The 26,535-nt window shown below is 71.9% G+C and carries 22 protein-coding genes and 1 tRNA gene; 18 read left to right on the forward strand and 5 right to left on the reverse strand.

Annotated features, from left to right (window positions below; translation table 11 throughout):
• Nucleotides 1-7: 7 nt before the first annotated feature.
• Nucleotides 8-1,744 carry a helicase-associated domain-containing protein gene (locus tag LPW41_RS15805; protein ID WP_230705364.1) on the reverse strand — a complete coding sequence of 579 codons (1,737 nt, stop codon included), beginning with the start codon at nt 1,742-1,744 and terminating at the stop codon, nt 8-10.
• Between the two features lies 1 nt (nt 1,745).
• The gene (locus tag LPW41_RS15810; protein ID WP_144833926.1) at nt 1,746-2,030 is read right to left on the reverse strand and encodes a multidrug ABC transporter ATPase; all 285 of its coding nucleotides are present in this window, start codon (nt 2,028-2,030) and stop codon (nt 1,746-1,748) included.
• Nucleotides 2,031-2,137: 107 nt separating this feature from the next.
• Between LPW41_RS15810 and LPW41_RS15815 the strand changes: the two genes are divergently transcribed.
• Both LPW41_RS15815 and LPW41_RS15820 read left to right on the forward strand, forming a co-directional pair.
• Nucleotides 2,138-2,521, forward strand: a complete 384-nt coding sequence (locus LPW41_RS15815) for a cold-shock protein (RefSeq protein WP_144833929.1) — start codon at nt 2,138-2,140, stop codon at nt 2,519-2,521.
• The gene (locus tag LPW41_RS15820; RefSeq protein WP_230705365.1) at nt 2,505-3,104 is read left to right on the forward strand and encodes a DUF3027 domain-containing protein; all 600 of its coding nucleotides are present in this window, start codon (nt 2,505-2,507) and stop codon (nt 3,102-3,104) included. Before LPW41_RS15815 ends, LPW41_RS15820 begins: the two co-directional genes overlap by 17 nt.
• A gap of 65 nt (nt 3,105-3,169) precedes the next feature.
• Here the strand turns inward: LPW41_RS15820 and serC are convergent, their stop codons facing one another.
• Entirely contained in the window at nt 3,170-4,291 is a 1,122-nt protein-coding gene (gene serC, locus LPW41_RS15825; protein ID WP_230705366.1) for a phosphoserine transaminase, read from the reverse strand.
• 99 nt (nt 4,292-4,390) lie between these two features.
• Between serC and LPW41_RS15830 the strand changes: the two genes are divergently transcribed.
• From LPW41_RS15830 to LPW41_RS15840, 3 genes are all read left to right on the forward strand, one after another.
• A complete protein-coding gene (locus LPW41_RS15830) occupies nt 4,391-5,089 on the forward strand; it encodes a metal-dependent transcriptional regulator (RefSeq protein WP_230705367.1) in 699 nt (232 codons plus the stop codon).
• A gap of 348 nt (nt 5,090-5,437) precedes the next feature.
• Nucleotides 5,438-6,265 (forward strand): M23 family metallopeptidase, encoded by an 828-nt coding sequence (locus LPW41_RS15835; RefSeq protein ID WP_230705368.1) that lies wholly within the window; start codon nt 5,438-5,440, stop codon nt 6,263-6,265.
• A gap of 341 nt (nt 6,266-6,606) precedes the next feature.
• Nucleotides 6,607-7,104, forward strand: coding sequence for an HNH endonuclease (locus LPW41_RS15840; RefSeq protein WP_144833937.1), 498 nt, complete (start codon nt 6,607-6,609; stop codon nt 7,102-7,104).
• Between the two features lie 34 nt (nt 7,105-7,138).
• On the opposite strand, the gene LPW41_RS15845 is transcribed toward LPW41_RS15840, so the two are convergent.
• Entirely contained in the window at nt 7,139-7,978 is an 840-nt protein-coding gene (locus tag LPW41_RS15845) for a helix-turn-helix domain-containing protein (RefSeq protein WP_144833939.1), read from the reverse strand.
• A gap of 101 nt (nt 7,979-8,079) precedes the next feature.
• On the opposite strand from LPW41_RS15845, the gene LPW41_RS15850 reads away from it, so the two are divergent.
• The 5 genes from LPW41_RS15850 (at nt 8,080) to LPW41_RS15870 (ending at nt 16,249) form a co-directional block, all read left to right on the forward strand.
• Complete coding sequence (locus LPW41_RS15850) at nt 8,080-8,760, forward strand: SDR family NAD(P)-dependent oxidoreductase (RefSeq protein WP_230705369.1); 681 nt, start codon at nt 8,080-8,082, stop codon at nt 8,758-8,760.
• Nucleotides 8,761-8,887: 127 nt separating this feature from the next.
• Nucleotides 8,888-9,604 (forward strand): hypothetical protein, encoded by a 717-nt coding sequence (locus LPW41_RS15855; RefSeq protein ID WP_144833943.1) that lies wholly within the window; start codon nt 8,888-8,890, stop codon nt 9,602-9,604.
• Nucleotides 9,604-11,148, forward strand: a complete 1,545-nt coding sequence (locus LPW41_RS15860; protein WP_144833945.1) for a DNA polymerase Y family protein — start codon at nt 9,604-9,606, stop codon at nt 11,146-11,148. Before LPW41_RS15855 ends, LPW41_RS15860 begins: the two co-directional genes overlap by 1 nt.
• A 66-nt stretch (nt 11,149-11,214) precedes the next feature.
• Entirely contained in the window at nt 11,215-14,733 is a 3,519-nt protein-coding gene (locus LPW41_RS15865; RefSeq protein WP_230705370.1) for an error-prone DNA polymerase, read from the forward strand.
• A gap of 64 nt (nt 14,734-14,797) precedes the next feature.
• Nucleotides 14,798-16,249, forward strand: a complete 1,452-nt coding sequence (locus LPW41_RS15870; protein WP_230705371.1) for a DUF2510 domain-containing protein — start codon at nt 14,798-14,800, stop codon at nt 16,247-16,249.
• Between the two features lie 140 nt (nt 16,250-16,389).
• Here the strand turns inward: LPW41_RS15870 and coaBC are convergent, their stop codons facing one another.
• Entirely contained in the window at nt 16,390-17,610 is a 1,221-nt protein-coding gene (gene coaBC, locus LPW41_RS15875) for a bifunctional phosphopantothenoylcysteine decarboxylase/phosphopantothenate--cysteine ligase CoaBC (RefSeq protein WP_230705372.1), read from the reverse strand.
• A gap of 223 nt (nt 17,611-17,833) precedes the next feature.
• Here coaBC and LPW41_RS15880 point away from each other — a divergent pair, with 223 nt between their 5' ends.
• The 8 genes from LPW41_RS15880 to LPW41_RS15915 all read left to right on the forward strand — a co-directional run bounded on the left by LPW41_RS15880 (nt 17,834) and on the right by LPW41_RS15915 (nt 26,453).
• Nucleotides 17,834-18,619, forward strand: a complete 786-nt coding sequence (locus LPW41_RS15880; protein ID WP_230705373.1) for an NRDE family protein — start codon at nt 17,834-17,836, stop codon at nt 18,617-18,619.
• A gap of 14 nt (nt 18,620-18,633) precedes the next feature.
• Nucleotides 18,634-18,706 (forward strand) — tRNA-Arg (locus LPW41_RS15885).
• 349 nt (nt 18,707-19,055) lie between these two features.
• Complete coding sequence (locus LPW41_RS15890; protein WP_230705374.1) at nt 19,056-20,246, forward strand: acetyl-CoA C-acyltransferase; 1,191 nt, start codon at nt 19,056-19,058, stop codon at nt 20,244-20,246.
• A 346-nt stretch (nt 20,247-20,592) separates the two neighbouring features.
• A complete protein-coding gene (locus tag LPW41_RS15895; protein ID WP_230705455.1) occupies nt 20,593-21,312 on the forward strand; it encodes an enoyl-CoA hydratase/isomerase family protein in 720 nt (239 codons plus the stop codon).
• A 98-nt stretch (nt 21,313-21,410) separates the two neighbouring features.
• Nucleotides 21,411-22,229, forward strand: a complete 819-nt coding sequence (locus LPW41_RS15900; RefSeq protein WP_154097596.1) for a 3-hydroxyacyl-CoA dehydrogenase family protein — start codon at nt 21,411-21,413, stop codon at nt 22,227-22,229.
• Entirely contained in the window at nt 22,226-24,271 is a 2,046-nt protein-coding gene (gene paaZ, locus LPW41_RS15905; protein WP_230705375.1) for a phenylacetic acid degradation bifunctional protein PaaZ, read from the forward strand. Before LPW41_RS15900 ends, paaZ begins: the two co-directional genes overlap by 4 nt.
• Nucleotides 24,268-25,146 carry a hydroxyphenylacetyl-CoA thioesterase PaaI gene (gene paaI, locus LPW41_RS17135; protein WP_308071720.1) on the forward strand — a complete coding sequence of 293 codons (879 nt, stop codon included), beginning with the start codon at nt 24,268-24,270 and terminating at the stop codon, nt 25,144-25,146. Before paaZ ends, paaI begins: the two co-directional genes overlap by 4 nt.
• A complete protein-coding gene (locus tag LPW41_RS15915; protein WP_230705376.1) occupies nt 25,143-26,453 on the forward strand; it encodes an AMP-binding protein in 1,311 nt (436 codons plus the stop codon). Before paaI ends, LPW41_RS15915 begins: the two co-directional genes overlap by 4 nt.
• Nucleotides 26,454-26,535: the final 82 nt, after the last annotated feature.

A 26,535-nucleotide genomic window follows, 5' to 3' on the forward strand; every position in this document is an offset into this window, starting at 1 on the left:
CGCGGCGTCACGCGACGGGAGCGACGCCGTCGATGTGCGACAGCGGCAGGGTGCGTTCGACGTCGGCGCCGCGGTCGCGTCCGCGGAGGCGTCCGCCGCCCAGGCCCGTCGCCTCGAGGCGGAACACGCGCGCGGTGCCGTCGGGCAGGCGCACGGTCACGTCGATCACCGCGCGAGCGCGCACGGCCTGATCCAGCTCGCGTTCGAGCCACGCGGCATCCGAGTCCTCGGCCCCGGCGCGCAGACGGGCGATCAGCGGAGCGTAGGTCTCATCGGCATCCGCGCCGGGAGTCTGCTCGGTGGCGAGCTTCGCGCGCTCGAGGGCCCGCGGTCGGCCCTGCTCGTCGACCGCGACGGCGGGGTAGTGCGCGTCGGTCAGGGCCCAGAACACCACGTCGGCCGACACGTGCGACTCGAGGGCGTCGTCGGTGCGGGTGAGTGCGATCGAGCGCAGCGACTGGTCGATCTCCATCGAGCGCAGCAGCGTCTCGTCGTCGGTGATGACCCGCGTGAGCGACGAGGCCGCCTCGGTCATCACGCGCACGCGGCCGTGCTCCGCCGCGGTGCGCTCGATGACGTACGCGAGCGGCTGGGGGAGGCCCGTCAACGAGATGCCCGAGAGGAACTCGCGCAACGAGTCAGCGGTCTCGCCCGCGGTGATCGCGGCACCGATCGTCGCGGCGCTGAAGCGGTAGCTCGAGGCCTGGGCGCGCGACTCGCGCGTGGCCATCGACCGCAGGCGCACGTCGAGGTGGGGAGCGAGGGGGCCCGGGGCGATGGCGGTGAGGTCGTTCTGCAGGTACACGCGGTCGACCTCGGGCGGGAGCAGTTCGCGCAGCGCGGAGGTGTCGACGTCGCCGCCCTCGGCGAGGGGCTGAGCCCACGGGGTGATGCGGCCCGCGGCATCCGTGAGTCCCCACCGGGTCAGGCGTTCGGTCCACAGCGCCGCGCGCTCGGGTGCCTCGGGGTCGAAGGGGGTCGCGCCGGCCCAGAGGTGCAGGGGGATCCACCCGCCGTTCTCGGAGCGGTAGGCACGGGGGAGGGCGTCGCGCAGAGCCACGGCGGTCTGCTGCCACCGCTCGAGCGTCGGCAGCTTGAGCCACTCGCGACCGGCGGGCGAGACGAGCCAGGCACGGTCGTTCGCTCCGAGCAGCCCCACCGAGGCGGCGAGTCCGACCAGCAGATCGGCGTCGGCGGGGGTCTCCACGGCTCCCGCATCGACCAGGCGGCGGCGTTCGGTCGCGCCCAGCGAACCCGATCCGATGCGCCCGAGCGGGGACCCGAGGGTCTGCAGGAGCACGTCGGCGACCGAGGCGGCGTTGGTGAAGGCGGCCTCGGAGGCAGCGGCGACGGATGCCGCGGACTCGGCGGCACCCGGTTCGCGCGCGGCGGTGCGCGGCCCGGCGAGACCGTCGGGACGGGCCTCGCGCACGGCATCGGCGACCGTGGGGAAGGGGGCGCCCGCGTCGTCGACGAGGGCCCGGGATGCGAGGTCGGCGCGCACGCGGCCGGTCGCGGCCTCGCCGTCGACGGCGGCCACGAGCGCCTCGGCCTCGTCGCGGGAGAGGGCGGGAAGGCCGCGGGCGACCGAGGCCGGCTCGAGTAGGGCTTCCGCAGCGTCGAACATGTCGCGCCAGGTGCTCGAGGGCGAGATCTGCCGCTCGTCGAAGAGACGGCCGAGCTCGGTGTCGGTGAGCGCGCTCAACGAGACCGCCAGTGCGCGTTGTGCGGAGGTCTCGGCCACGTCATCGGGCCCTGTTGGCCCGGCCCTTTCGGACGAAATTCATGATGAGCAGAGCGATGATGAGCGCGAAGCCGACGGGAAGGGCGAACAGCGGGAGGACGACGATCAGGGGCCATGCGCCCTGGGTGAAGTCGCTGACTCCGAGCGGCTGCGCGAGGATCACGATGAAGAAGCACACGATGGACACGACGACCAGGCCGAGTGACATGAAAGTCAGGATGCGGTCGATGCGGCGGACGGGGATGTCGTCGCCCGGCGTGCTGCCACCGGAGGTGCGGGTGCTCATCGGGCTCAGCCTACTGCCTGGCGGCGGTGCCGTAGGCTGGAAGACCGGGATCCGATCGGCTCCCGTGTTCCGCCGCGCGATCCGCGCACTCATCCAGCGAGGTGTCCATGCCCACCGGCAAGGTCAGGTTCTACGACGACGAGAAGGGCTTCGGCTTCATCAGCACCGATGACGGCCAGGACGTGTTCCTGCACGCCACGGCTCTGCCCGCCGGAACCCCGGGCCCGAAGGCCGGGACCCGCCTCGAGTTCGGCGTGGCCGACGGCAAGCGCGGTCTGCAGGCGCTCTCGGTGCGCGTGCTCGACGCCCCCGTCAGCCTGTCGAAGCGCTCGCGCAAGCCCGCCGACGACATGGCGATCATCGTCGAAGACCTCGTGAAGCTGCTCGACGGCATCGGCGGCGATCTGCGTCGCGGTCGCTACCCCAACGGCCCGCACGCCCAGAAGATCGCCGCGGTCCTGCGCAAGGTCGCCGATGACTTCGAAGCCTGAGTCGGCCGCGGACGAGCGCCTGACCGGCGCCCACGATCTCGCGCTGTCCGCGTTGCGCGAGATCACCCCCGCCGACACCATCGGCCCCGCCGCCGACTACGCGCTCGAAGACGACGGTGTCGTCTCGCTGCGCTTCCACACGCGCCTCTCGGGGTACCCCGGATGGTTCTGGACCGTCAGCGTGGCGGTCGTCGAGGATTCCGAGCCGACCGCGCTCGAAGTCGAACTGCTGCCCGGCGACGGAGCGCTGCTCGCTCCCGACTGGGTGCCGTGGGCCACGCGACTCGCCGAGTACCAGGCGGCGCAGGTCGCGGCCGCCGCGACCGACGACGACCACGGTGACGACGACGATCACGACGGCGACGATCCCGACGAGGACGAAGAAGACGACGACGAGGACGACGAGGAGCCGAAGGCGCGCTTCCACGCCGGCGACCTCGACGGCGTCGACATCGACGAGCTCGACGCTCCGGCCGCTGAGGCGGACGACGAGGGCGATGACGACGATGACGATGACGACGACACCCTCGATGCCGACGACGCGGACGACGACGACCGCGACGAGGGCGACCGCAGCTACTGACCTCTGAACGACGAAGGCCGTCCCGCGCGATGCGGGACGGCCTTCGTCGTTCGTCGTTCGTGGCGTCAGGCGCCGGGCAGATTCTCGATCGTGTAGTCGATGGCCCCGATCAGGCGGCGCACGTCGTCGGGCTCGATCGAGACGAACGTGGCCACGCGCAGCTGGTTGCGGCCCAGCTTGCGGTACGGCTCGGTGTCGACGATGCCGTTCGCGCGCAGGCTCTTCGCGATCGCGCTCGCATCGATGCTGTCGTCGAAGTCGATCGTGACGACGACGGGCGAGCGGTCGGCGGCGTCGGCGACGAAGGGGGTCGCCACCGCACTGGCATCCGCCCACTCGTACAGCGCGGAGGACGACTCCGCCGTGCGCGCGGCCGCCCACTCGAGGCCGCCGTTGTCGAGGATCCAGCCGAGCTGCTCGTCGAGCAGCAGCAGGGTCGCCAGGGCGGGGGTGTTGAGCGTCTGCTGCAGGCGGGAGTTGTCGACCGCGTTCTTCAGGCTGAGGAACTCGGGGATGTAGCGGTCGGATGCCGCGATCTTCTCGATGCGCTCGATCGCCGCGGGCGAGACGGCGGCGTACCAGATGCCTCCGTCGGAGCCGAGGTTCTTCTGCGGGGCGAAGTAGTAGACGTCGGCCTGGGTGACGTCGAAGTCGATGCCGCCCGCGGCGCTGGTCGCATCGATGACGGTGAGCGCACCGGCATCCGCGTTCACGCGCTGGACGGGGGCCGAGACGCCCGTCGAGGTCTCGTTGTGGGGCCAGGCGTAGACGTCGACGCCCTCGACGGCCTCGGCGACCGTGCGGGTGCCCGGCTCGGCGCGGCGCACGTCGGGCGCCTGCAGCCACGGCGCCGCGGCGGCCGAAGCGAACTTGCCGCCGAACTCGCCGAACACGAGGTTCTGGCTGCGGTTCTCGATCAGGCCGAACGCCGCGGCGTCCCAGAACGCCGTCGACCCGCCGTTGCCGAGGATGATCTCGTAGCCCTCGGGCAGGCGGAACAGCTGTGCAAGACGCGCGCGCGTGCTGGCGACGAGGTTCTTCACGGGCGCCTGACGGTGCGAGGTTCCGAGGATCGACGCCCCGCGGGTGACGAGCGCCTCGAGCTGCGCACCGCGCACCTTCGAGGGGCCGCACCCGAAGCGGCCGTCGGCGGGCAGGAGATCGGTGGGGAGTTCCACGTGCGGCATGGCACTGATTCTAGGGCGAGCCTCCGGGCCCGCCCGCGCTCATGTCGGAGGGGGTCGGTAGGCTGGGAGGACTTGCCGCGCGACATCGAGGACACCTGAATGACCGATCTGATCGACACCACCGAGATGTACCTGCGCACGATCCTCGAGCTCGAGGAGGAGAAGATCGTGCCCCTGCGGGCGCGCATCTCCGAGCGCCTGGGGCACTCCGGGCCGACGGTCTCGCAGACGGTCGGGCGCATGGAGCGCGACGGTCTGGTCGTCGTGTCGGAGGACCGCCGGCTCGAGCTCACCGACGCCGGCCGCCAGAAGGCCGTCGACGTCATGCGCAAGCACCGTCTCGCCGAGCGTCTGCTCAGCGACGTGATCGGCCTCGACTGGGCCTACGTGCACGACGAGGCCTGCCGCTGGGAGCACGTCATGAGCGAGCAGGTCGAGCGTCGCCTCGTCGAGCTGCTCGGGCACCCCACCGAGTCGCCGTACGGCAACCCCATCCCCGGACTCGACCAGCTCGGCGACGCCAGCAGCGTCACCTTCGACGACGGCGTGGTCGGCCTGGTCCGCAAACTCACCGACGCGGGCGGACCCATCTCGGGCACGGTCCGCCGGCTCGCCGAACCCGCGCAGGTCGACCCCGAGCTGCTGCAGCAGTTGAAGGCCGCGGGCGTGCTGCCCGGAGCCCACGGCGACTACCGCTTCAACGAGGGCTACGTGCTCGTGCAGATGGACGGCGTCGACGAAGGCCTCGAGCTGCCCGTCGAGGTGGCCTCGCACATCTTCCTCGTCGCCGAGGCGTGATCGGGGGCGCCCTTACCCGAGCATCCGCCGTGCACGCCTTCGGAAGCGTGACATGTTCGTTATCTTCGGGTAGCCTTCGAAGGTCCACAGGCGAGAAGCCCGCCGTCGGACCCCTCGCGGTTTTGCCTCATCGGCTCGTCGTCTGCAGAGGGTGAAGCCCGCACATCGTGCCCCATATTCGAGTGCTGACGAGCCAGCGTGACCGCCCCCGGGTGATCGCGCAGAGGCGCCGGAGGAACTTTGGCTGAAAACACCGATCCCGCTGCGGACCTACCCGAGGTCCCCGCGACCGGACCCACACGCAAGAGCACCCGTGCCGCTGCCGTCGTGCCGTCAGCGAAGCGTCCCGTGGTCACCTCGATCACCGCGGCCGCACCCGCCGCCCGCACCGCACCCGCGCGCAGCGCGTCGTCGCAGCGCCGGTTCGGCAAGCCCGTGCGCAGTGCCGTGATCCTGTCGATGGTCGCCGGCCTCGTCGCGACGGTCGCGATCCCCGCGTACGCCGCGACCATGCCGGCCGCCGAGACCGTGACGCTCCAGCAGATGTCGGCTCCCGACAACCAGTCGCTGGTCGTCGCGTCCGACTCCACCGCCGCGACGCTCGACCGCAGCAGCTACTCGGCAACCACCGCCGAAGAGATCCAGAAGAAGAAGGATCAAGAGGCCGCCGCGGCCGCCGCCGCCGAGCGCGCCCGTCAGCTGGCCGCCAACGCGTCGAAGGCGTCGAGCAGCAGCTCGTCGAGCTCCGTGTCGGTCGACCTCAACATGACCGCACCGGGCTCCGGCGAGGTGCGCTGGCCCCTCACCAGCTACAAGCTGGGCCGTGGCCTGTGGGACTCCGGCTACCACCAGGGCGTCGATCTGCTCGCGCCGCAGGGGCAGCCGATCTTCGCCGCCGCCGCCGGCGTCGTCAAGGTCTCGCAGGAGAGCTACGGCGGCTACGGCGTCGCGATCGTCATCGAGCACGTCATCAACGGCCAGAAGGTCTCGACCACCTACGGGCACATGACCTACGGCACCCGTCAGGTGCAGGCGGGTCAGACGGTCGCCGCAGGCCAGGTCATCGGCCTCGTCGGCTCGACCGGCAGCTCGACCGCCAACCACCTGCACTTCGAGGTGCACATCAACGGCTCGGTCGTCGACCCCTACGCCTGGTTGCAGCAGAACGCGGGCTGAGCCCCACCATCACGCGAGACGGCGTGTCGGAGACGATGTTCTCCGACATGCCGTCTTCTGTTTCCCCGAGTGGCCGACCCCGGGCGTGTCGTGGTGGGTTAGCCTGTCAGCGACGTCGGAAGAACCGAAGGGAAGACCGATGAACACCAGCCCGCGCATCCGCACCATGGATGCGCTCGGGCTGCTCGTTCTTCGGCATCGTGTGTTCGGATGCCGCGGCCTCGCCGCGACTTCGAAGGCGCTGTCTGCCTAGACAGCGCCTTTTTTCATACCCCTGAGTGCCCTCCTCGTCACGAGTCGAACATCCGAGAAGCCGTCTCGGCCATTCGAGAGGAAACGGAATGCGCACACTGGTGCTGAACGCGGGCTACGAGCCCCTCGCGGTCGTGTCGTTCAAGCGAGCCCTCGTGCTCGTGATGAACGAGAAGGCCACCGTCGTCGAACGCATCGAGGAGGACCCCGTCTGGGCGGCCGCCGGCGAGTACGACCGCCCGGCCGTGATCATCCTCACCCGCTACGTGCGGGTTCCGGGAGCCCGTCGCGTCCCCGTCACACGCCGCGGCGTGCTGCGGCGCGACGCGCACCGGTGCGGATACTGCGGCAAGGCGGCATCGACCATCGACCACGTCATGCCCCGCTCGCGCGGCGGCAAGGACACGTGGGAGAACCTCGTGGCGTGCTGCCTGGCCTGCAACAACATCAAGGGCGACCGCACCCCGCAAGAGATGCGGTGGGAGCTCCGGCTCGTTCCGGCGCCCCCGCACGGCTCTTCGTGGACCGTTCGCGGCGTCGACAAGAGCGACCCGCGGTGGGAGCCGTACCTGGCGTTGGCGGCCTGACCACGGCATCCGGGATCATCCCCTCCCCGAACGCTCAGGCGTGCAGGGGAGCGAGGTCTTGCAGACCGGTCACGCGCAGGAGATCGAGGCGGTCGGCATCCGGAGTGCCCGGGGCCACCGTGTAGACCACGACGCGCAGGTCGCTGCCCGGCACGCTGAGCACGTCGCAGTCGACCTCGATCTCGCCGACCGCCGTGCGCACGCGTTTGCGGCTGCTGCGGTGCTCGGCGATGTGGGCGGAATCCCACCGGCGCTCGAACTCCGGGGAGTCGCGGCGCAGGCGCGCGACGAGGTCGACGAGCGATCGGTCGGCGGGATATCGACCGAGCGCCGAGCGCAGATCGGCCACGAGGTCGCGGGCGAACTCCTCGTCGTGCACGGCATCCCACGCGATCCCCTCGTGGCCCTGGGTGAAGTGACGCCAGACGACGTTGCGCTCGAGCCCGGTGCGCCGGAGGGGATCGCCGTCGAACGCGGCCCAGAGGGCGTTCCACAGCAGGAGGTCGTGCGCGGCGGTGAAGACCGCGAGGGGCACGTCGGTGAGGCGGTCGACCAGCCGCTGGACGCCCGGGGTGATGTGCCGGGGCACGAGGCCGCGCGGGGGAGGGGCGCTGCCGGCGACCCGGAACAGGTGGTCGCGTTCGGCTGCGGTGAGCCGCAGCGCCGTCGCGAGGGCGCCGAGCATCTGCCCCGACGGATGGGTCGCCCGCCCCTGCTCGAGCCGCACGACGTAGTCCACGCTCACCCCGGCGAGGGCCGCGAGCTCCTCGCGGCGCAGGCCCTGCGTGCGGCGCCCGGGTCCGGCGGGGAGGCCGACCTCCTCGGGCCGGACGCGCTCGCGCCACGACCGCAGCACGCTGGCGAACTCGCTCATCCCTCCATCATGGTCCCGTGCGCGCCGGGGATCCTGGTACCGGTGGACCCCCCGTCGTCCCGTACCTGGGGCGGCCGCGACGGTGGGCGCAGGATGAGGTCATGACGACGACACTCATCACCGGAGCAAACCGCAGCCTGGGCCTGGAGACCGCCCGGCGCCTCATCGACGCCGGCCACACGGTCTACGCCGGCATGCGCGACCTCGCCACGGGCGACGACGTCCGGGCGCTCGGCGCTCACGCCGTGCAGCTCGACGTGACCGACCAGGCGAGCGTGGATGCCGCGTTCGCCACCCTTCCCGCCCTCGACGTGCTCGTGAACAACGCGGGCGTGCTCGGCACCTCCCACGGCGTCGACGACCTCGACGTCGCGGCGACGACCGAGGTGTTCGACACGAACGTGATGGCCGTGGTGCGCCTGACCCAGGCGGCCCTGCCGTTGCTGCGCCGCTCGGCGAACCCGGTCATCGTCAACGTGGCGTCCGGAGTCGGGTTCACCCGGTGGCTGACGACGCCGGGGCACGACGAGTTCGGCGTCCCGTCGATTCCCTACGCGGCGTCGAAGGCCGCCGTGATCGCCCTGACGGTGCAGTACGCCAAGAACCTGCCCGAGATGCGGGTGAACGCCTCCGACCCGGGCTATACGGCGACGGCGTTCAACGGATTCGGCGGTCACCAGACGATCACCGAAGGGACGGATGCCACCGTCGCCCTGGCCCTGATCGATCGCGACGGTCCGAGCGGGGAGTTCCACGACCGCACCGGGCGGATCGCGTACTGAGGGCACGCGGGGTGCCGGGCGGGTGCGACCCCCGCTCGGGGCCGATGTCGGAGGTCGATCGTATCTTCGAGCCACAGGGATTGAGGCGATAGAACAGATGTTCTAACCTGTGGGAGTGAGGGCGATCATGCGAGACCAGGTACAGGCCGTACCCGACATCCATGCGCTGCGCGATCGCCTCGAGCGCATGCAGGGGCGGCGCATGGACGCCCCGGTACTGCCGACCCATCCCGCGTTCACCTCGCTGCTGCCCGGCGGAGGGCTCCGGTCGGGGTCGGCGTACTCCCTCGCCCGCTCGGCGTCGCTGCTCTTGGCGCTCATGGCGCGCCCCTCGCAGGACGGCGCCTGGTGCGGGGTCATCGGCATGCCCGAGCTCGGCGCCGAGGCGGCGGAGAAGTACGGGCTCGACCTCGATCGGCTCGTGTTCATCCCCGACCCCGGGCCGCGCTGGCTCGCGGTGACGGCGACGATCACCGAGGTGCTGCCGGTCGTCGCCGTCCGGCCCCCGGCCGGCTCCTCCGCCGCACGCGGGGGCGCCGAGACCACGCGCCTGGCCGCGCGTCTGCGCGATCGCGGGTCGGTGCTGCTCGTGCAGGGGGAGTGGCCCCAGGCCGAGGCGGTCATCGACGTCGCCGACCCCCGGTGGTCGGGTCTCGGGCAGGGCCACGGATACCTGGCGGGTCGTGAGCTGACGGTGTCGGTGAGCAGCCGCCGTTCGCCGAACGCGCGGCGGGCCCGCATGCTGCTCCCCGCCGCCGACGGATCGATCGAACTGCTGGGCGCCCCCGCCGAGCGGCTCGTCTCGCGCGAACGCGACGCCTTCCGTGCGCGGGCGGTCGGCTGATGCAGGCGCCCACGCGCAGCCTGGTGCTGTGGTTCCCCGACTGGCCCATCACGGCGTTCGCGCACGAGGCCACCACCCCGCCGAAACCGGATGCCGCGGTGGCGGTGTTCGCCAACAACCTCGTCGTCGCCTGCTCGTGGGCCGCCCGCGCGCAGGGCGTGCGCCGCGGGCAGAAGCGTCGCGACGCCCAGGCGCTGTGCCCGACGTTGCAGGTGGTGGCGGCCGATCCCGTCCGCGATGCGCGGGCGTTCGCCCCCGTCGTCGCGCGGATCGAAGAGCGGGCGCCCGGCGTGCAGATCGTGCGGCCCGGTCTGTGCGCGCTGCGGTCCCGAGGACCGGCGCGGTACTACGGCGGCGAGGCCGAGGCGGCGCGCATGTTCATCCGCCTGCTCGACGACGAGGGGTTCTCCGGGGTGCGGGCGAGCGTGGCCGACGGCGTGTTCACGGCCGAGCACGCGGCCCGGTCCGCCGCCGCGGACGACCCGGTGCGCATCGTCGCGCCCGGAGATGCGGGGGTGTTCCTCGCGCCGCTGTCGATCGCCACGCTCGACGACGACGAATTCGGCAGCCTCCTCTCGCGTCTGGGCGTGCACACGCTGGGCGCTCTCGCGGCCCTGCCCGTCGAGCGGGTGCGTGAGCGCTTCGGTGAACGCGGCGTGCGGTTGCACGCCCTGGCCGCGGGGCTCGACTCCCAACCGGTGCAGCCGCGCACGCCCCCGCCCGAGCTGCACCGCGAGGTGGCGTTCGAACCCCCGCTCGAGCTCGCCGACCAGATCGCGTTCGGCATGCGCGTCGCGGCCGAAGAGTTCATCGCGCAGTTGGGAGCGCACGATCTGGTCTGCACCGAACTGCGGGTCGTGCTCACGGGCGAGCGAGGCGAGCGCAGCGAACGCGTATGGCTGCACCCCGGGTCGTTCGACGCCGCCGGTGTCGTCGATCGCGTGCGCTGGCAGTTGGCCGAAGACGCCCAGGGCATCTTCGGCAGCGGGGTGGCCGGGGTGCACATCGAGCCCGAAGCCGTCGACGCCGCCGCCCATCACGCCAAGGGGCTGTTCGGCGCCGGCCCCGACGAGCGCGTGCACCACGCCCTCTCGCGTGTACAGGCCATGCTCGGCCATCGCGGGGTGGTGACCCCCGTCATCGGCGGCGGGCGCTGGCTCGCCGAGCGTCAGGTGCTCGTGCCGTGGGGCGACAGGGCGATCACCGCGAAAGACCGCGCCCGGCCGTGGCCCGGCAGCCTCCCCGACCCCCTGCCGGCCGTCGTCTACCCCGAACCCCGACCGGTCGGCGTCACCGACATCGCCGGCGCCTCCGTCACGGTGGGCGAGCGCGACGTGCTCAGCGCTCCGCCGGCGGTGCTCGAGACCGCCGGGCAACGCCGCCGCATCAGCGAGTGGGCAGGTCCGTGGCCCATCAGCGAACGCGGGTGGGACCCCCTGCGCGCGCGGCGCGCCCACCGCTTCCAGGTGGTCGACGCCGATGGTGGCGCGTGGCTGCTGGTCGTCGAGGAGGGCGAGTGGCGAGCGGAGGGGCGTTATGACTGAGGGTCGATCCGTCCCGGCCGTCACGCCTGTCGCGCCCGGGTGCACGCGCGGGGCAGGGGTGCGCTGATGGGCTGGAACAACCCCCCGGTGAAGTGGTCGGAGCTCGAGCGCATGCTCAGCGACGCCCGACGCCCGACCGGCACGCCGACCAACGGCGACGGCGGAGACAGCCCGGCCTGGTCGCACAAGCGCGGCGCCTACGTGCCGCCGTCGATCGAGCGCCCCGCCGACGCCGTTCCGTACGCCGAGTTGCACGCGCACTCGTCGTACTCGTTCCTCGACGGCGCCTCCTCGCCCGAAGAACTCGTCGAAGAGGCCGAGCGCCTCGGCCTGCACGCGCTCGCCCTCACTGATCACGACGGCTTCTACGGGATCGTCCGCTTCGCCGAGGCGGCCGAGGCCCGAGCGGTCAAGACGGTGTTCGGGGCGGAACTCTCCCTCGGGCTCACCGGCCCGCAGAACGGCGAGGCCGACCCCGAAGGATCCCACCTGCTCGTGCTCGCCCGTCGAGAAGAGGGGTATCACCGCCTGGCCGCCGCGATCACCCACGCGCAACTCACCGGTGCCGAGAAGGGGCGTCCCGTCTACGACCTCGAAGACCTCGCCGCGCGCGCCGGCGGGCCGGAGGATTCGCAGTGGGCGGTGCTCACCGGATGCCGCAAGGGCGCGGTGCGCCTGGCGCTGGCATCCGAGGGCCCCACCGGTGCCGCCCGCGAGCTCGACACCCTGGTGCGGTTGTTCGGCCCCGGGTCGGTCTACGTCGAGCTCATGGACCAGGGAGACCCGCTCGATTCGCGTCGCAACGACGTGCTGGCCGCGCTCGCCGCAGAGAGAGGGCTCCCGACGCTCGCGACGAACAATGTGCACTACGCGGCCCCGCAGAAGCAGCTGCTCGCCGCAGCGGTGGCCGCGGTACGGGCGAATCGGGGCCTCGATGAACTCGACGGGTGGCTTCCCTCGCACGCGGGCGCGCATCTGCGCTCGGGGGTCGAGATGGCGGCGCGCTTCGCCCGGTATCCGGGGGCGGTGGCGCGGACGGTGACGCTCGCCGACGAGATCGCCTTCCCGCTGCGTCGGGCCAAGCCCGCACTGCCGAAGCAGAAGGTGCCCGAGGGGCACACGCCCATGTCGTGGCTGCGTCATCTGGTGTGGGAGGCCGTGCCCCGCAAGTACCCGAACCTGTCCGACGACGATCGACGGCGCATCGAGCGCGAGCTCGAGGTCATCGAGATGAAGGACTTCCCGGGCTACTTCCTCATCGTCTACGGCATCGTGGCCGAAGCGCGACGGCGCGGCATCCTGTGCCAGGGCCGCGGCTCGGCGGCCAACAGCGCCGTCTGCTACCTGCTCGACATCACCGCCGTCGACTCGATCTTCTACAAGCTGCCGTTCGAACGGTTCCTGTCGAGCCTGCGCGACGAGGAGCCCGACATCGACGTCGACTTCGACTCCGACCGTCGCGAAGAGATCATCCAGTGGGTCTACGGCGAGTACGGACGCGAGCGGGCGGCACAGGTCGCGAACGTCATCCAGTACCGCCCCAAGAACGCGGTGCGCGACATGGCGCGCGCGCTCGGGCACTCCCCGGGCCAACAAGACGCCTGGTCGAAGCAGGTCGAGCGCTGGGGAGCGACGCTCGAGTCGGGAGCCGACCACGACATCCCCGACCAGGTCATCGAGTTCGCCTCCGAACTGCTCAAGGCCCCCCGACACCTCGGCATCCACTCCGGGGGCATGGTGCTGACCGATCGACCGGTGGGCGAGGTCGTGCCCATCGAACACGCCCGCATGGAGAACCGCACGGTGATCCAGTGGGACAAAGACGACGCCGCGTGGATGGGGCTGGTGAAGTTCGACCTGCTGGGGTTGGGCATGCTCGCGGCGCTGCAGTACTGCTTCGACCTGATCCGCGACGCCACGGGCGAGTCCTGGGAGCTGTCGACACTGCCGAAGGAAGAGAAGGCGGTGTACGACATGCTCTGCCGGGCGGACTCGATCGGGGTGTTCCAGGTGGAGTCCCGCGCCCAGATGGGGTTGCTGCCGCGCCTGCAGCCGCGAAAGTTCTACGACCTGGTCGTGCAGATCGCGCTCATCCGCCCCGGACCCATCCAGGGTGGGGCCGTACACCCGTTCGTGCGGCGCAAGCTCGGACAAGAACCCATCACCTACGTGCACCCCAAGCTCGAACCGGTGCTCGCGCGCACGATGGGCGTGCCGGTGTTCCAGGAGCAGCTCATGCAGATGGCCGTCGCCATCGGCAACTGCTCGGCCGAAGACGCCGACCTGCTGCGGCGGGCGATGGGGTCCAAGCGCGGGCTCGAGCGCATCGACTCCCTGCGCGAGACGCTCTACGCCGGCATGGCCGAGAACGGCCTGGTCGGGCAGGTCGCCGACGAGCTGTACGCCAAGATCCAGGCGTTCGCGAACTTCGGTTTCGCGGAGTCGCACTCGCTGTCGTTCGCTCTGCTCGTGTACGCCAGTTCGTGGATCAAGCTGCACTATCCAGCGGCCTTCCTCGCGGGACTCCTGCGCGCCCAGCCCATGGGCTTCTACTCGCCGGCGACGCTCACCGCCGACGCACGTCGACACGGCGTGATCGTGCGCCGCCCCGACCTGCTGCGTTCGGGGGTCGAGGCGACGCTCGAGGCCGTCGACGGGGCGGAGGCGAGCGCGGGGGCGAGCGCTCGCACGGGGGTGCGGTTCGAGGCGGAACCGGATGCCGCGACGAGAGCGGCGTCGGAGGGGATCAGCGGTACCGCCGCCCGCAGCCGGCCCGCACCGACCGGGCTCGACGCGTGCGCGCACGCGGAGCAGCCACCCACCGGGGAGTTCGATCCGTCGGAACCCGATGAGACGCTCGCGCACCGGCGGGACGGCGGATTCACCGTGCGCCTCGGACTCGCGGGGGTCACCGGCATCGGCGCCAAGGTGGCCCAGCGCATCGTCGCCGAGCGCGAGCGAAACGGCGCGTACCGCGACCTGCGCGACCTCGTGCGGCGCACGGGGCTGGTCACCGCCCAACTCGAGGCCCTCGCCACGGCAGGCGCTTTCGAGAGCCTCGGGCATACGCGTCGCGAGGCGATCTGGCTGTCGGGTTCGGCGGCGCTGGACCGCCCCGAGTTCTTGCCCGACTCCCTCGTGGCCGTGCAGCCTCCGCTGTTCACCGACCCGTCGAGCTACGAGATCCTCGCGTCCGACCTCTGGGCGACAGGGCTCTCCGCCGACGACCATCCGATGACGCATTTCCGTTCCGCCCTCGATGCGCGCGGAGTGCTCACCTCCCGCGAACTGCGCACCTTCGAGACCGATCGCCGCATCGAGGTGGCCGGGCTCGTCACTCATCGTCAGCGGCCGGCCACGGCATCCGGGATCACCTTCCTCAACCTCGAAGACGAGCACGGGCTCATGAACATCATCTGCTCGGTCGGGGTGTGGAACAGGTACCGCCGCGTGGCGCGCGAGTCGCCCGCCCTGATCGTGCGGGGAATGCTCGAGCGCTCGGTCGAGGGGGTGACGAACGTGGTGGCCGACGGATTCACCGATCTGCGCGTCGGTGTCGCCCACGCCTCGCGCGACTTCCGGTGACGTCGGAGGGCGTCACTAGACTCGGGCCCACCGTGGTTCGTTCCGACCAGACAGGGGAAACGACATGACCGACACTCCCACTCCGCCCGACGGCTGGTACCCCGACCCCGCCGGCGGCGGCGGGCTGCGCCGCTGGAACGGCACCTCCTGGACCGACGAGGTGCGCTCCGCCGACGGCGCGTCGAGCGCCTCGACGGAGGGGGCGGATGCCGCCGCGCACGACGCCCGCGCGGATGCGGCCGTCGGGGGCGATGTTGCCGAGCACGATGCTGTCGGGCGCGATGCAGCCGGTTACGACGCCGCCGGTCACGACGCCGCCGGTCACGATGCAGCCGGCGATGTCGCCGGGCACGATGCTGTCGGTCACGACGCAGCCGGCTATGTCGCCGAGCACGACGCAGCCGGGCGCGACGCCGCCGGTCACGACGCAGCCGGCGATGTCGCCGAGCGCGGTCCTGTCGAACACGATGCTGTCGGCGACGACGCCCTCGGTCACGACGACGCGGGCGGCCACGATGCCGCTGGACACGACGCGGTCGGCGCTGCTGCCGGTCTCGACGCCGCCGCATACGGCGCTGGCGGTCACGACGACCACTCCGTGGCGGCGGACTCCCACGACTCGGATGCCGACAGGGTGAACCCGGATCCGCTCGGCTCGGTCGACCGTCAGGCGTCCGTCGAGGCGCCGGGCGAGACGGGTGTGCACGAGTCGGCTCAGACGCACGGCTCGAGCGGTTCTGCTGCGGCGGCCGCCGCCGCAGGCGCGGTGGGCGGAGCTGCCGCAGCGGGAGTCGCTTCGGCCCACGGTTCCTCCACGGACTCCGGCGCAGCGTCCGGTTCGGGCGCCGCACCCGGATACGGCGCGGCTGCCGGCTCGGGCGCGACTCCGGGGTACGGCGCGACGCCGGCCTCCGCCCCCGCCTACGGCTCGACCCCCGCATACCGCTCCGCACCCGGATACCCGAACGCCCCTGCCTACCCCGCCTCGACGCCCGCCGGGTACGACGCCGCCCCGCGCCGCGACATCAAGACCAACACCGTCTGGATCTGGCTGATCGTCGCGCTCCCCCTGGTGAGCGTCCTCAGCCTGTTCCTCTTCGACTGGGGGTCGTACATCCGCGACTCGGTCTACGCCGACCTGGCCTCCGGAGGCATGGGTGGTCCGTCGATGGCGGGCTCGCTCGTGACGATCGTGGCGAGTGTCGTGAGCCTCGTCCTCGCCGGCTTGACCGTGCTGTTCGCCTTCCTCGACTGGCGTCAGCTGCGCGCGCGGGGCGTGGACCGTCCGTTCCACTGGGCCTGGAGCTTCACGGTCCTCGCCATCGGCACCGGGCTCGTCTACATCATCGGTCGAGGCGTCGTGCTGCGTCGTCGCACCGGATCGGGGCTCGCGCCCGTGTGGGCGGCCATCGCGGTCACCGTCGTCACGCTCATCATCGGCAGCGTGTGGCTCGTCATGATCCTGAGCCAGGTGTTCGCGGTCATTCAGGAGCTGCAATACATGTACGGCTACTGACCCGCCACGCACCCGGGGCCGGACTCGTCGAAAGGCGGGCCCGGCCTCGCTTGCGTCTGAACCCGGTCTCGGTGCCGTGCGGCCCCACGCGCGCCACTTCGCCGCACGGCGGACCGGCCCCGGTCGCGTACCGGGCGGGCTCAGCCCGACAGCCCCGTCTGCCCCGCCCGCGCTGCCAGCACCGCATCGAGCAGAGCGTGCGCCGTGTCGTCCTTCGACCCGGCCACCTCGGCGGCCACGGTTCCGTCACGGTCGACGATCACCAGGGCGTTCTGCGTCGATTCGAAACCCTGCGTCCACCCGACCGCGTTCGCGGCCAACAGGTCGACGCCCTTGCGTGCGGCCTTCGCCCGGGCACGATCGAGCAGTTCGCCATCACTGCCGACGGTCTCCGCGGCGAACGCGACGATCGTCTGCCCCGCGCGGCGGTTCGCGACCAGCCCTGCCACGACGTCGCGGTTCTCGCGCAGCTCGAGGGTCAGAGCGCCGGGGGAGTCCTGCTTGCGCAACTTGGTGTCCGACACCGACGCGACGGAGTAGTCCGCGACCGCGGCCGCCATGACGATGACGTCGGCGTCGGGGGCAGCGGCATCCATCGCCCGTCCGAGCTCGTCGGCCGTACCCACACCGACGACCTCGATGCCCGGTCCGGGCCGCACGACGCCATCGAGATGAGCGGCGACGAGGGTCACGCGCGCCCCGCGCTCGGCGGCGGCGTGGGCGATCGCCACGCCCTGGCGACCACTCGACCGATTGCCGAGGAAACGCACGGGATCGATGGGCTCGCGAGTGCCGCCCGCGCTCACGACGACCGCCAGACCCTCGAGGTCGCCCGACCGCGCGACGAGGGCGAGGGCGGCCGAGGCGATCTCTTCGGGCTCCGACATGCGACCCGGACCCGAGTCGCCTCCCGTGAGCACGCCGTCGGCGGGCCCCACGACGTGGACGCCCCGCGCACGCAGCACCTCCATGTTGTGCACGGTCGCCGGATGCCGCCACATCTCGGTGTGCATCGCCGGCGCCACCACGACGGGAGCGGTCGTCGCCAGCAGCGTCGTGCCGAGAAGGTCGGATGCCAATCCCGCCGCCATCGACGCCAGGGTGTTCGCGGTCGCGGGGGCGACGATGACGAGGTCGGCCGATTGGCCGAGCGACACGTGCCGCACCTTCGCGACGTCGTCGTGCACCGAGGTGGTCACGGGATTGCGGCTCAGCGCCTCCCACGTCGGCAGCCCGACGAAGCGCAGCGCATCGGCGGTGGGGACCACGTGCACATCGTGCCCGGCCTTCACCAACAGCCGCACGAGGCTCACGGTCTTGTAGGCGGCGATTCCCCCGGTGACTCCGACGACGACGAACATCGCCCCAGTCTCCCAGGTCGTGCACGCGGCCGGTGGCGCGTCACCAGAACAGGAGATGTCACGGAAACAGGCTGATAGAGCGCCGATCGTCCTGTTCCGGTGACTCCTCCTGTTCTCGTGACGTTGCGGGTGGCGTGAGCGGCGACGCACGAGGGGCGGCGCTCACGTCTGAGGCTCAAGCGCGAACGGCCCCGCCCCTCCGCCCGCGAGTAGCGTTGACGCAATGTGCACGGTCGTGATCGACGTCCCCTACCGCGCGGGTGAGCCCGTGCGTCTCCTCGCCGTCCGCGACGAGGACCGCGACCGTCCGTGGCGCGGCCTCGGCGCCTGGTGGCCCGAGCGTCCCGGCGTGCTCGGCGTGCGCGACGACCGCGCCGGCGGCGCCTGGCTGGCCGTCGACCCCGACGCCGGGCGACTCGCGGTGCTCCTGAACCGCGAAGACCTCTCCGCCCGCCGCGACGACGAGGTGGTGAGCCGGGGGAGCATCCCCCTCGATGCGGTCGCCGCCGGCATCCCGGACGCTCCTCGCACGCGCGGCTTCAACCTCGTCGAGGTCGACGCCGACGGTGCGCACCTCGTCGAGTGGGACGGCCTTATCGCGCGACGAACGACCCTCGCCCCCGGGACCCACATGATCGCCCACCACGCGGTCGACGACCCTGGCACCCCGCGCATCGCGCGCTGGCTCGAGGCGTTCCGCGATGCGGGCCTCGCCGAGGGATCGGAATGGTGGATGCCGTGGCTCGACGTCGTCGAGGCCTCCACCGTCGATCCGTCGGCATCGGTGCTGCGCCGCGACGAGCACGACGGGCACGTGCTCGAGTCGCTGTTGGTGTGCGCGGCGACGATCGGTCCGGCCGGCGTCGAGCTGAGCCAGGCGACCCCCGCCGAGCCGGGGACCTGGGACGACGGTCTCATCGAGGGCCTGCGGCACGGCATCCACCCGCTCTCTTCCGACGACGCGGGCGCCGGATCGCGTGCGACGGCCTCGCCCCGCACCGCGCAGTAGGCTGGAAAAGCCCCGCCTCCGTAGCTCAGGGGATAGAGCGCCGCACTCCTAACGCGGGCGTCGCAGGTTCGAATCCTGTCGGGGGCACCGTTTTTCCTCGCCGCGCGCGGGTGCTCGTCGCCGGCGTCGTCTGCGCGGTCGCGCCGCGGGAGGAGATCCGATCGGCCGAGGATCTCGCGGGCCGGGTAGGTCTTCCTGTGCCCGATCATCCTCCGCCGCCCGAACTGCCCCCACGGGCCGCCGCGCGGGCGCCGGGGACGTGCCGCGGTCGGATGAGCGCGCGTGTCGATCACGACGGCCGCCCCCGCGTCACCTCTCGGCACCCGCCCGTTGCCTCCTCCCGCTCCGTCGTGGCATGATTACTGAACGATCGGTCGGAAAACCTCGCAGGTGAGGTGGACGGGCCCCGCCAGAGTCGGCGGGGGAGAGGAAGACGATGGCGGACGCGTTTCTCATCGGCGGTGCGCGCACCCCGGTCGGGCGGTACGGCGGGGCTCTGGCCTCCGTTCGTCCCGACGACCTCGCGGCCCTCGTCGTCGTCGAGGCGGTGGCCCGCGCTGGCGTTCCCGGTGAGGCGATCGACGAAGTGATCCTCGGTGCCGCGAACCAGGCGGGGGAGGACAACCGCAACGTCGCCCGCATGGCCGTGCTGCTCGCGGGGCTTCCCGACATCATCCCCGGTCTCACCGTCAACCGCCTCTGCGCCTCGGGCATGAGCGCGATCGCGCTCGCCGCGCAGGCCGTGCGCGCGGGAGACGCCGACCTCATCGTGGCCGGCGGCGTCGAGTCGATGACACGCGCACCCTGGGTGCAGGCGAAGCCCGAGAAGGCGTGGGCGAAGCCCGGGGCGGCGTTCGACACGTCGATCGGCTGGCGCTTCACCAACCCGCGTCTCGCCGCGCGTGAGAAGGCCACGTTCTCGATGCCCGAAACGGCCGAAGAGGTCGCTCGCCTCGACGGGATCTCGCGGGCGGATGCCGACGCCTTTGCGCTGCGCAGCCACGAGCGTGCCATCGCAGCCCAGGATGCCGGTCGCTTCGCGAGCGAGATCGTCGCCGTCGACACCGGTCGGGGCATCGTCGACACCGACGAAGGTCCGCGCCGCGACACCTCGATCGACGCGCTGGCGAGGCTCAAGCCGGTCGTGAAGGACGGCGAGGTCGTCACCGCGGGCAACTCCAGCTCGCTCAACGACGGGGCCTCGGCCCTCCTCGTCGCGAGCGCCGCAGCCGTCGAGCGATACGGACTCCGGCCGCGGGCGCGGATCGTCGCGCACGCCTCCGCGGCTCTCGCTCCCGAGATCATGGGGCTCGGCCCCGTGCCGGCGACCGAGAAGGCCCTCGCGAAGGCCGGGCTCTCGGCATCCGACCTCGGCGCCGTCGAACTCAACGAGGCCTTCGCCTCGCAGTCGCTCGCGTGCATGCGGCGCCTCGGGCTCGACCCCGAGATCGTCAACGCCGACGGAGGGGCGATCGCGCTGGGGCATCCGCTGGGCTCGAGTGGGTCGCGGCTCCTCGTGACGCTGCTCGGGCGCCTCGAACGCGAGAGCGCGCGGTACGGCCTCGCGACGATGTGCGTCGGCGTCGGCCAGGGCACCGCGATGATCGTGGAGCGGATCGATGGCTGAGCCGCGCACGTCGGCCCAGGTCCCTGAGCCCACCCAGGTCCCTGAGCCTGTCGAAGGGACCGGTACCCGCGAAGCCCGGGGGCCGGGGGCTTCGACAGGCTCAGCCACCGGCGCGCGCGGATCAGCCGCCTCCGTGGTGTCCCCGACGCAGCTCCCTGAGCCCACCCAGGTCCCTGAGCCCACCCAGGTCCCTGAGCCCACCCAGGTCCCTGAGCCTGTCGAAGGGACCGGTACCCGCGAAGCCCGGGGGCCGGGGGCTTCGACAGGCTCAGCCACCGGCGCACGCGGCTCAGCCACCGGCGCCTCAGGCTCAGCCACCGGCGCGCCGGGGTCAGCGCGCCTCCGCATCGAGACCGCCGACGACCGCGTCGTCGCGACCCTCGACCGCCCCGACGTGCGCAACGCGATCGACCAGGCCATGGTCGACGAGTTGCACGCCTTGTGCGCCGAACTCGAGGCGGATCCCCGCACGCTCATCGTCACCGGTGCGGGCGGGATCTTCGCCGCCGGAGCCGACATCGCCCAGCTGCGCGAGCGCACGGGCGACGACGCGCGTCGCGGCATCAATGCGACGGTGTTCGATCGCATCCGGCACCTCCCGATGCCCGTGATCGCCGCCGTCGACGGCCTCGCGCTGGGCGGGGGAGCCGAACTCGCCTATGCGGCCGACATCCGCCTCGGCACCCCGCGCGTGCGCTTCGGCAATCCCGAGCCGGGCCTCGGCATCATCGCCGCCGCCGGCGCGTCGTGGCGTCTGCCCGAGATCGTCGGCCACGCCCGCGCGAGTGAGCTGCTGCTCACCGCGCGCGTGATCGACGCCGACGAGGCCCTCTCCTGGGGGCTGCTGTCGAGAGTGCACGAGCCCGACGACCTGCTGCCCGCCGCGCACGCGGTCGCCGATCGCATCGCGGCGAACTCCGTGCGCGCGACGATCCTGACCAAGCGCGCGCTGCTCGCGCCCCGCGCCGACCACCCCGCAATCGACGGCGAGTTGCAGGCCGAGCTCTTCGACAGCGCCGACAAGCGCGCACGCATGACCGCGTTCCTCGAGAGGAAGAAGAAGTGACCCTTCCCGAGACCACGTCTCCCTCCCGCGCCGGTACCGCCGGCGCGCCCGACTCCACGGCCGTCGAAGCCACGGCATCCGTCCCCGCCGTCGTCGGCGTGCTCGGCGGAGGCCGCATGGGCGCCGGGATCGCGCACGCGTTCCTGCTCGCCGGAGCCCGCGTGCATGTCGTCGAGCGCGACGAGGCCGCCGCCGCCCAGGCGCGGGAGCGCGTCGAGACCGCCCTGGCCCGCTCTGCGGAGAGGGGGACGCAGATTCCGGATGCCGACTCCCTCACCACCGGCGTCGACGCAGAAGCGTTCGCCGAGGCGGGCCTCGTGATCGAGGCCGTGCCCGAGGATCGCGACCTCAAGCTCGACGCTCTGGCGCGGATCGAGGAAGCTGTGCGGGGCGACGCGGTCGTGGCATCCAACACCTCCTCCATCTCGATCGACGCGCTCGCCGCCTCTCTCGCCCGGCCCGACAGGTTCCTCGGGCTGCACTTCTTCAACCCCGTGCCCGCCTCGGCCCTCGTCGAGGTGGTGACCGGCGATGCCACCACCGCCGCGGTCGTCACGCGAGCGACTGAGTGGGTCGAGGCGATCGGCAAGACCGCCGTGGTCGTCCGCGACGCGCCGGGCTTCGCATCGAGCCGCCTGGGGGTCGCCCTCGGGCTCGAGGCGATCCGCATGCTCGAGGAGGGCGTGGCCACCGCGCATGACATCGACACCGCGATGGAGCTGGGCTACCGGCATCCGATGGGGCCCCTCCGCACCACCGACATCGTCGGACTCGATGTGCGCCTCGGCATCGCCGAAGAACTCGAGCGCGCGTTCGGCGCGCGTTTCACCCCGCCCGCTTTGCTGCGCGACCTCGTCGCCCAGGGGCACCTGGGCCGCAAGACCGGCCGCGGATTCTACGAATGGAGCGCCTCATGACCTTCCTCCCCAGCTACGTGAACGGCGCCTGGTGGGCCCCCGAGAGCGACCCCGACGCGGCGATCGTGCGCGACGCCTCGACGGGTGACGAGATCGTGCGCGTCAGCACGCGCGGGCTCGATCTCGCGGGAGTCGTCGCCTTCGCCCGTGAGACGGGGCAGAAGAGCATCGGCGCGCTGACCTTCCACCAGCGCGCGATGGTGCTGAAGAACCTCGCGATCGCGCTGAACGAGCGCCGCGAAGAGCTCTACGCCCTCTCGGAGCGCTCCGGCTCGACCCGCCGCGACTCGCTCAGCGACGTCGATGGCGGCATCGGCGTGCTGTTCACCTTCTCGTCGAAGGCGCGGCGCGAGCTGCCCGCCGGCAAGGTCGTGCTCGACGGACCCATCGAGCCGCTGTCGAAGGACGGCTCGTTCCTCGGCCGGCACGTCTACACGCGCCTGCCGGGCGTCGCGGTGCAGATCAACGCTTTCAACTTCCCGATGTGGGGTGCGCTCGAGAAGTTCGCCCCGGCCTTCCTCGCCGGGCTCCCCACGATCGTCAAGCCCGCAACCCCGACGGCCTACGTCGCCGAGGCGTGGGTGCGCATGGTCGTCGAGACCGGTCTGCTGCCCGAGGGAGCGCTGCAGCTGGTGAGCGGGAGCGTTCCGGGCCTGTTCGACCTGCTCGACCTGGGCGACACGGTCGGGTTCACCGGAAGCGCCTCGACCGCCGAGCGCCTGCGCGCCCAGGCGAAGCCCGGCGTGCGGTTCACGAGCGAGACCGACTCGATCAACGCCTCGATCCTCGGCCCCGACGCCACCCCCGGCACCCCCGAGTTCGACGCCTACGTCAAACAGCTGATGGTCGAACTCACGACCAAGGCGGGTCAGAAGTGCACGGCGATCCGCCGCGCGATCGTGCCGACGGGCATGACGGATGCCGTGGCCCGGGCCCTGCGCGACAAGATCGCCGAGCGCGTGGTCATCGGCGACCCGCGCGTCGAGGGCGTGACAATGGGGCCGGTCGTCTCGATCGCCCAGCGCCACGAGGTGCTGCGGCAGGTCCGCGCCCTCACCGACGCCGGTGGGCGCTTCGTGGTCGGATCCGCCGAGGCGCCCGAGGGAGCGCCCGCCGACGGCGCGTTCCTGCAGCCGATGCTGCTCGCCTTCGCGGATGCCGCGACCCCGGCCGTCAACGACATCGAGGCGTTCGGCCCGGTCGCGAGCATCGTCGAGTACGCCGACGTCGCAGAAGCCGCCACCATCGTGGGCCGCGGAGGGGGATCGCTCGTCACCAGCGTCGCCACCCACGACCCCGACGTGGCGACCGAGCTGCTCACCCGCATGGGCGCGATGAACGGACGCGTGCTCTTCCTCGACCGCGACGACGCCCGCACCTCGACCGGGCACGGCGCCCCCGTGCCGCACCTCGTGCACGGCGGACCCGGCCGCGCCGGCGGCGGCGAGGAGCTCGGCGGCATCCGCTCGGTGCTCCACTACATGCAGCGCACCGCGATCCAGGGCTCGCCCCGCATGCTCACCGCGTTGACCGGGGTGTGGCATCCGGGAGCCGACACCGACTCCGCCGGTGTCCACCCGTTCCGCAAACCCCTCTCGGATCTTCGAATTGGGGATGCCGTCGAATCGGCCGAACGCGAAGTCGCCCTCGACGACATCGAGGTGTTCGCGAACTTCACCGGCGACACGTTCTACGCGCACATGGACGAGGAGTCCGCGGCCGCGAACCCCTTCTTCCCGGGACGCGTCGCGCACGGGTACCTGCTCGTGTCGTGGGCGGCCGGGCTATTCGTCGACCCCGCGCCCGGCCCGGTGCTGGCGAACTCGGGGCTCGAGAACCTGCGCTTCGTCACCCCGGTCTCACCCGGCGACCGCATCCGTGTCGCCCTGACGGCGAAGCAGATCACCCCGCGCGAGACCGACGAGTACGGCGAGGTGCGGTGGGATGCCGTGATCCGCAACCAGAATGACGAGATCGTCGCGCAGTACGACGTGCTCACACTCGTGGCCAAGACGTGGGCTCCCGTGGCGGTGCCGGCATGACCCTGCGGCCGATGATGCGCAACGACAACGCCTCCCGCATGCTCGGCATGGTCGTCGAGCACGACGCGCCAGGGGAGTCCCGCGTGTCGATGACCGTGCGCGACGACATGCTCAACGGTTTCGCCATCACCCACGGCGGGCTCGTCTTCACCCTCGCCGACACCGCGTTCGCGATCGCGTGCAACGAAGACGAGCGGGTCACGGTCGCCGGTGGCGCTGACATTACGTTCTTGAAGTCGACCACCGCGGGGCAGACGCTCACCGCGACCGCCGCCCGCCGCGCGCGCAGCGGGCGCACGGGCCTGTACGACATCCGCGTGACCGATGAGACGGGCGACCTCGTCGCCGAGGTGCGCGGCCGCAGCATCACGACGGATCGCCGGCCGCCGGCGTCGATGGCTGAGCCTGTCGACGCCGCGGGCGTTCAGCGTGGCCCGGTCCCTTCGACAGGCTCAGGGACCTCGGTTTCGCGCGGGAGCGAGGCGGCGCCGATGGCTGAGCCTGTCGAAGCCGCGGGCGTTCAGCGTGGCCCGGTCCCTTCGACAGGCTCAGGGACCTCGGTTTCGCGCGGGAGCGAGGCGGCGCCGGTGGCTGAGCCTGTCGACGCCTCGGGCGTTCAGCGTGGCCCGGTCCCTTCGACAGGCTCAGGGACCTCGGTTTCGCGCGGGAGCGAGGCGGCGCCGGTGGCTGAGCCTGTCGAAGCCGCGGGCGTTCAGCGTGGCCCGGTCCCTTCGACAGGCTCAGGGACCTCGGTTTCGCGCGGAAGCGAGGCGGCGCCGGTGGCTGAGCCTGTCGAAGCCCCCGGCCCCCGCGCACTGCACGACCCCGCCCCCGAGCGCGACGAGGCGCTCACGACCACGGAGGTGTCCCGATGACCCTGACCGCCGCATCGCGCCCCGACTTCCTGGCATCCGTCGATCCGACCGCGATCCCGCTCGAGAGCCTGCGCGCTCTGCAGCTCGAGCGGCTGCAGTGGACCGTGCGCCACGCCTACGAGAACGTCGCGCTCTATCGACGGAAGTTCGACGAGGCCGGGGTCGGCCCCGACGACATCCGCAGCCTCGACGACATCCGCCTGCTGCCCTTCACGACCAAGGCCGATCTGCGCGAGACCTACCCCTTCGGCATGTTCGCGGTGCCGATGGCCGACGTCCGCCGCATCCACGCCTCGTCGGGCACGACCGGGCGCCCCACCGTCGTCGGCTACACCGCGGGTGACCTCGACCGGTGGGCCGATCTCGTCGCGCGTTCGCTGAGCGCCGCCGGCATCCGTGCCGGGGATCGCGTGCACAACGCCTACGGCTACGGCCTGTTCACCGGCGGCCTCGGAGCCCACGCGGGCATCGAGCGCCTCGGCGCGACCGTGATCCCGATGTCGGGCGGGCAGACCGCGCGACAGGCGCAGCTCATCCAGGACTTCGAGCCGGATGCCATCCTGTGCACGCCCAGCTACCTCCTGACGATCGCCGACGCCCTCGAGGCGTCCGGCGTCGACCCGCGCTCGACCTCGCTGAAGGTCGCGGTGCTCGGCGCGGAGCCGTGGACGAACGAGATGCGCCACGAGATCGAGCGTCGCCTCGACCTCGTCGCGGTCGACATCTACGGCCTGAGCGAGGTGATGGGCCCGGGCGTGGCATCCGAGAGCGCCCTCACCAAGGACGGTCCGCACATCTGGGAAGACCACTTCCTCCCCGAGACGATCGACGGCGAGAGCGGAGAGCCCGTCGGCGACGGCGAGCTGGGCGAGCTGGTGTTCACCTCGCTCACGAAAGAGGCGTTCCCGGTCATCCGCTACCGCACCCGCGACCTCACCCGGCTGCAGCCCGGCTCGGCGTTCCCGGCGATGCGGCGCATCGAGAAGATCACCGGCCGCAACGACGACATGATCATCCTGCGCGGTGTGAACCTCTTCCCGACGCAGATCGAGGAGATCGTGCTGGGCATCGAGAAGCTCACTCCGCACTTCGTGCTCGAGCTGCGTCGAGAAGGACGAATGGATGCCATGACCGTGCGCATCGAGCGGCATCCGGCCCTCGACCGCGAGGTGTGCGAGGCCGCCGGCGTCGTGCTGCAGCAGCGCATCAAGGTGCTGATCGGCACGACCGTCGGCGTGCGCGTCGAGGAACCGGGCGTGCTGCCCCGCAGCGAGGGCAAGTACAAGCGGGTGTACGACCTGCGCTGAGGGCCGGGGCGCGCCGGCCGGGCGGGTCGGGCGGGATGCGCCGCGCCTCTCGCGCACAACGCAGGAAATCGGGGAGGCCCCG

Source organism: Microbacterium sp. JC 701 (genome assembly GCF_021026215.1).
In the GTDB taxonomy this organism is placed as follows: domain Bacteria; phylum Actinomycetota; class Actinomycetes; order Actinomycetales; family Microbacteriaceae; genus Microbacterium; species Microbacterium algihabitans.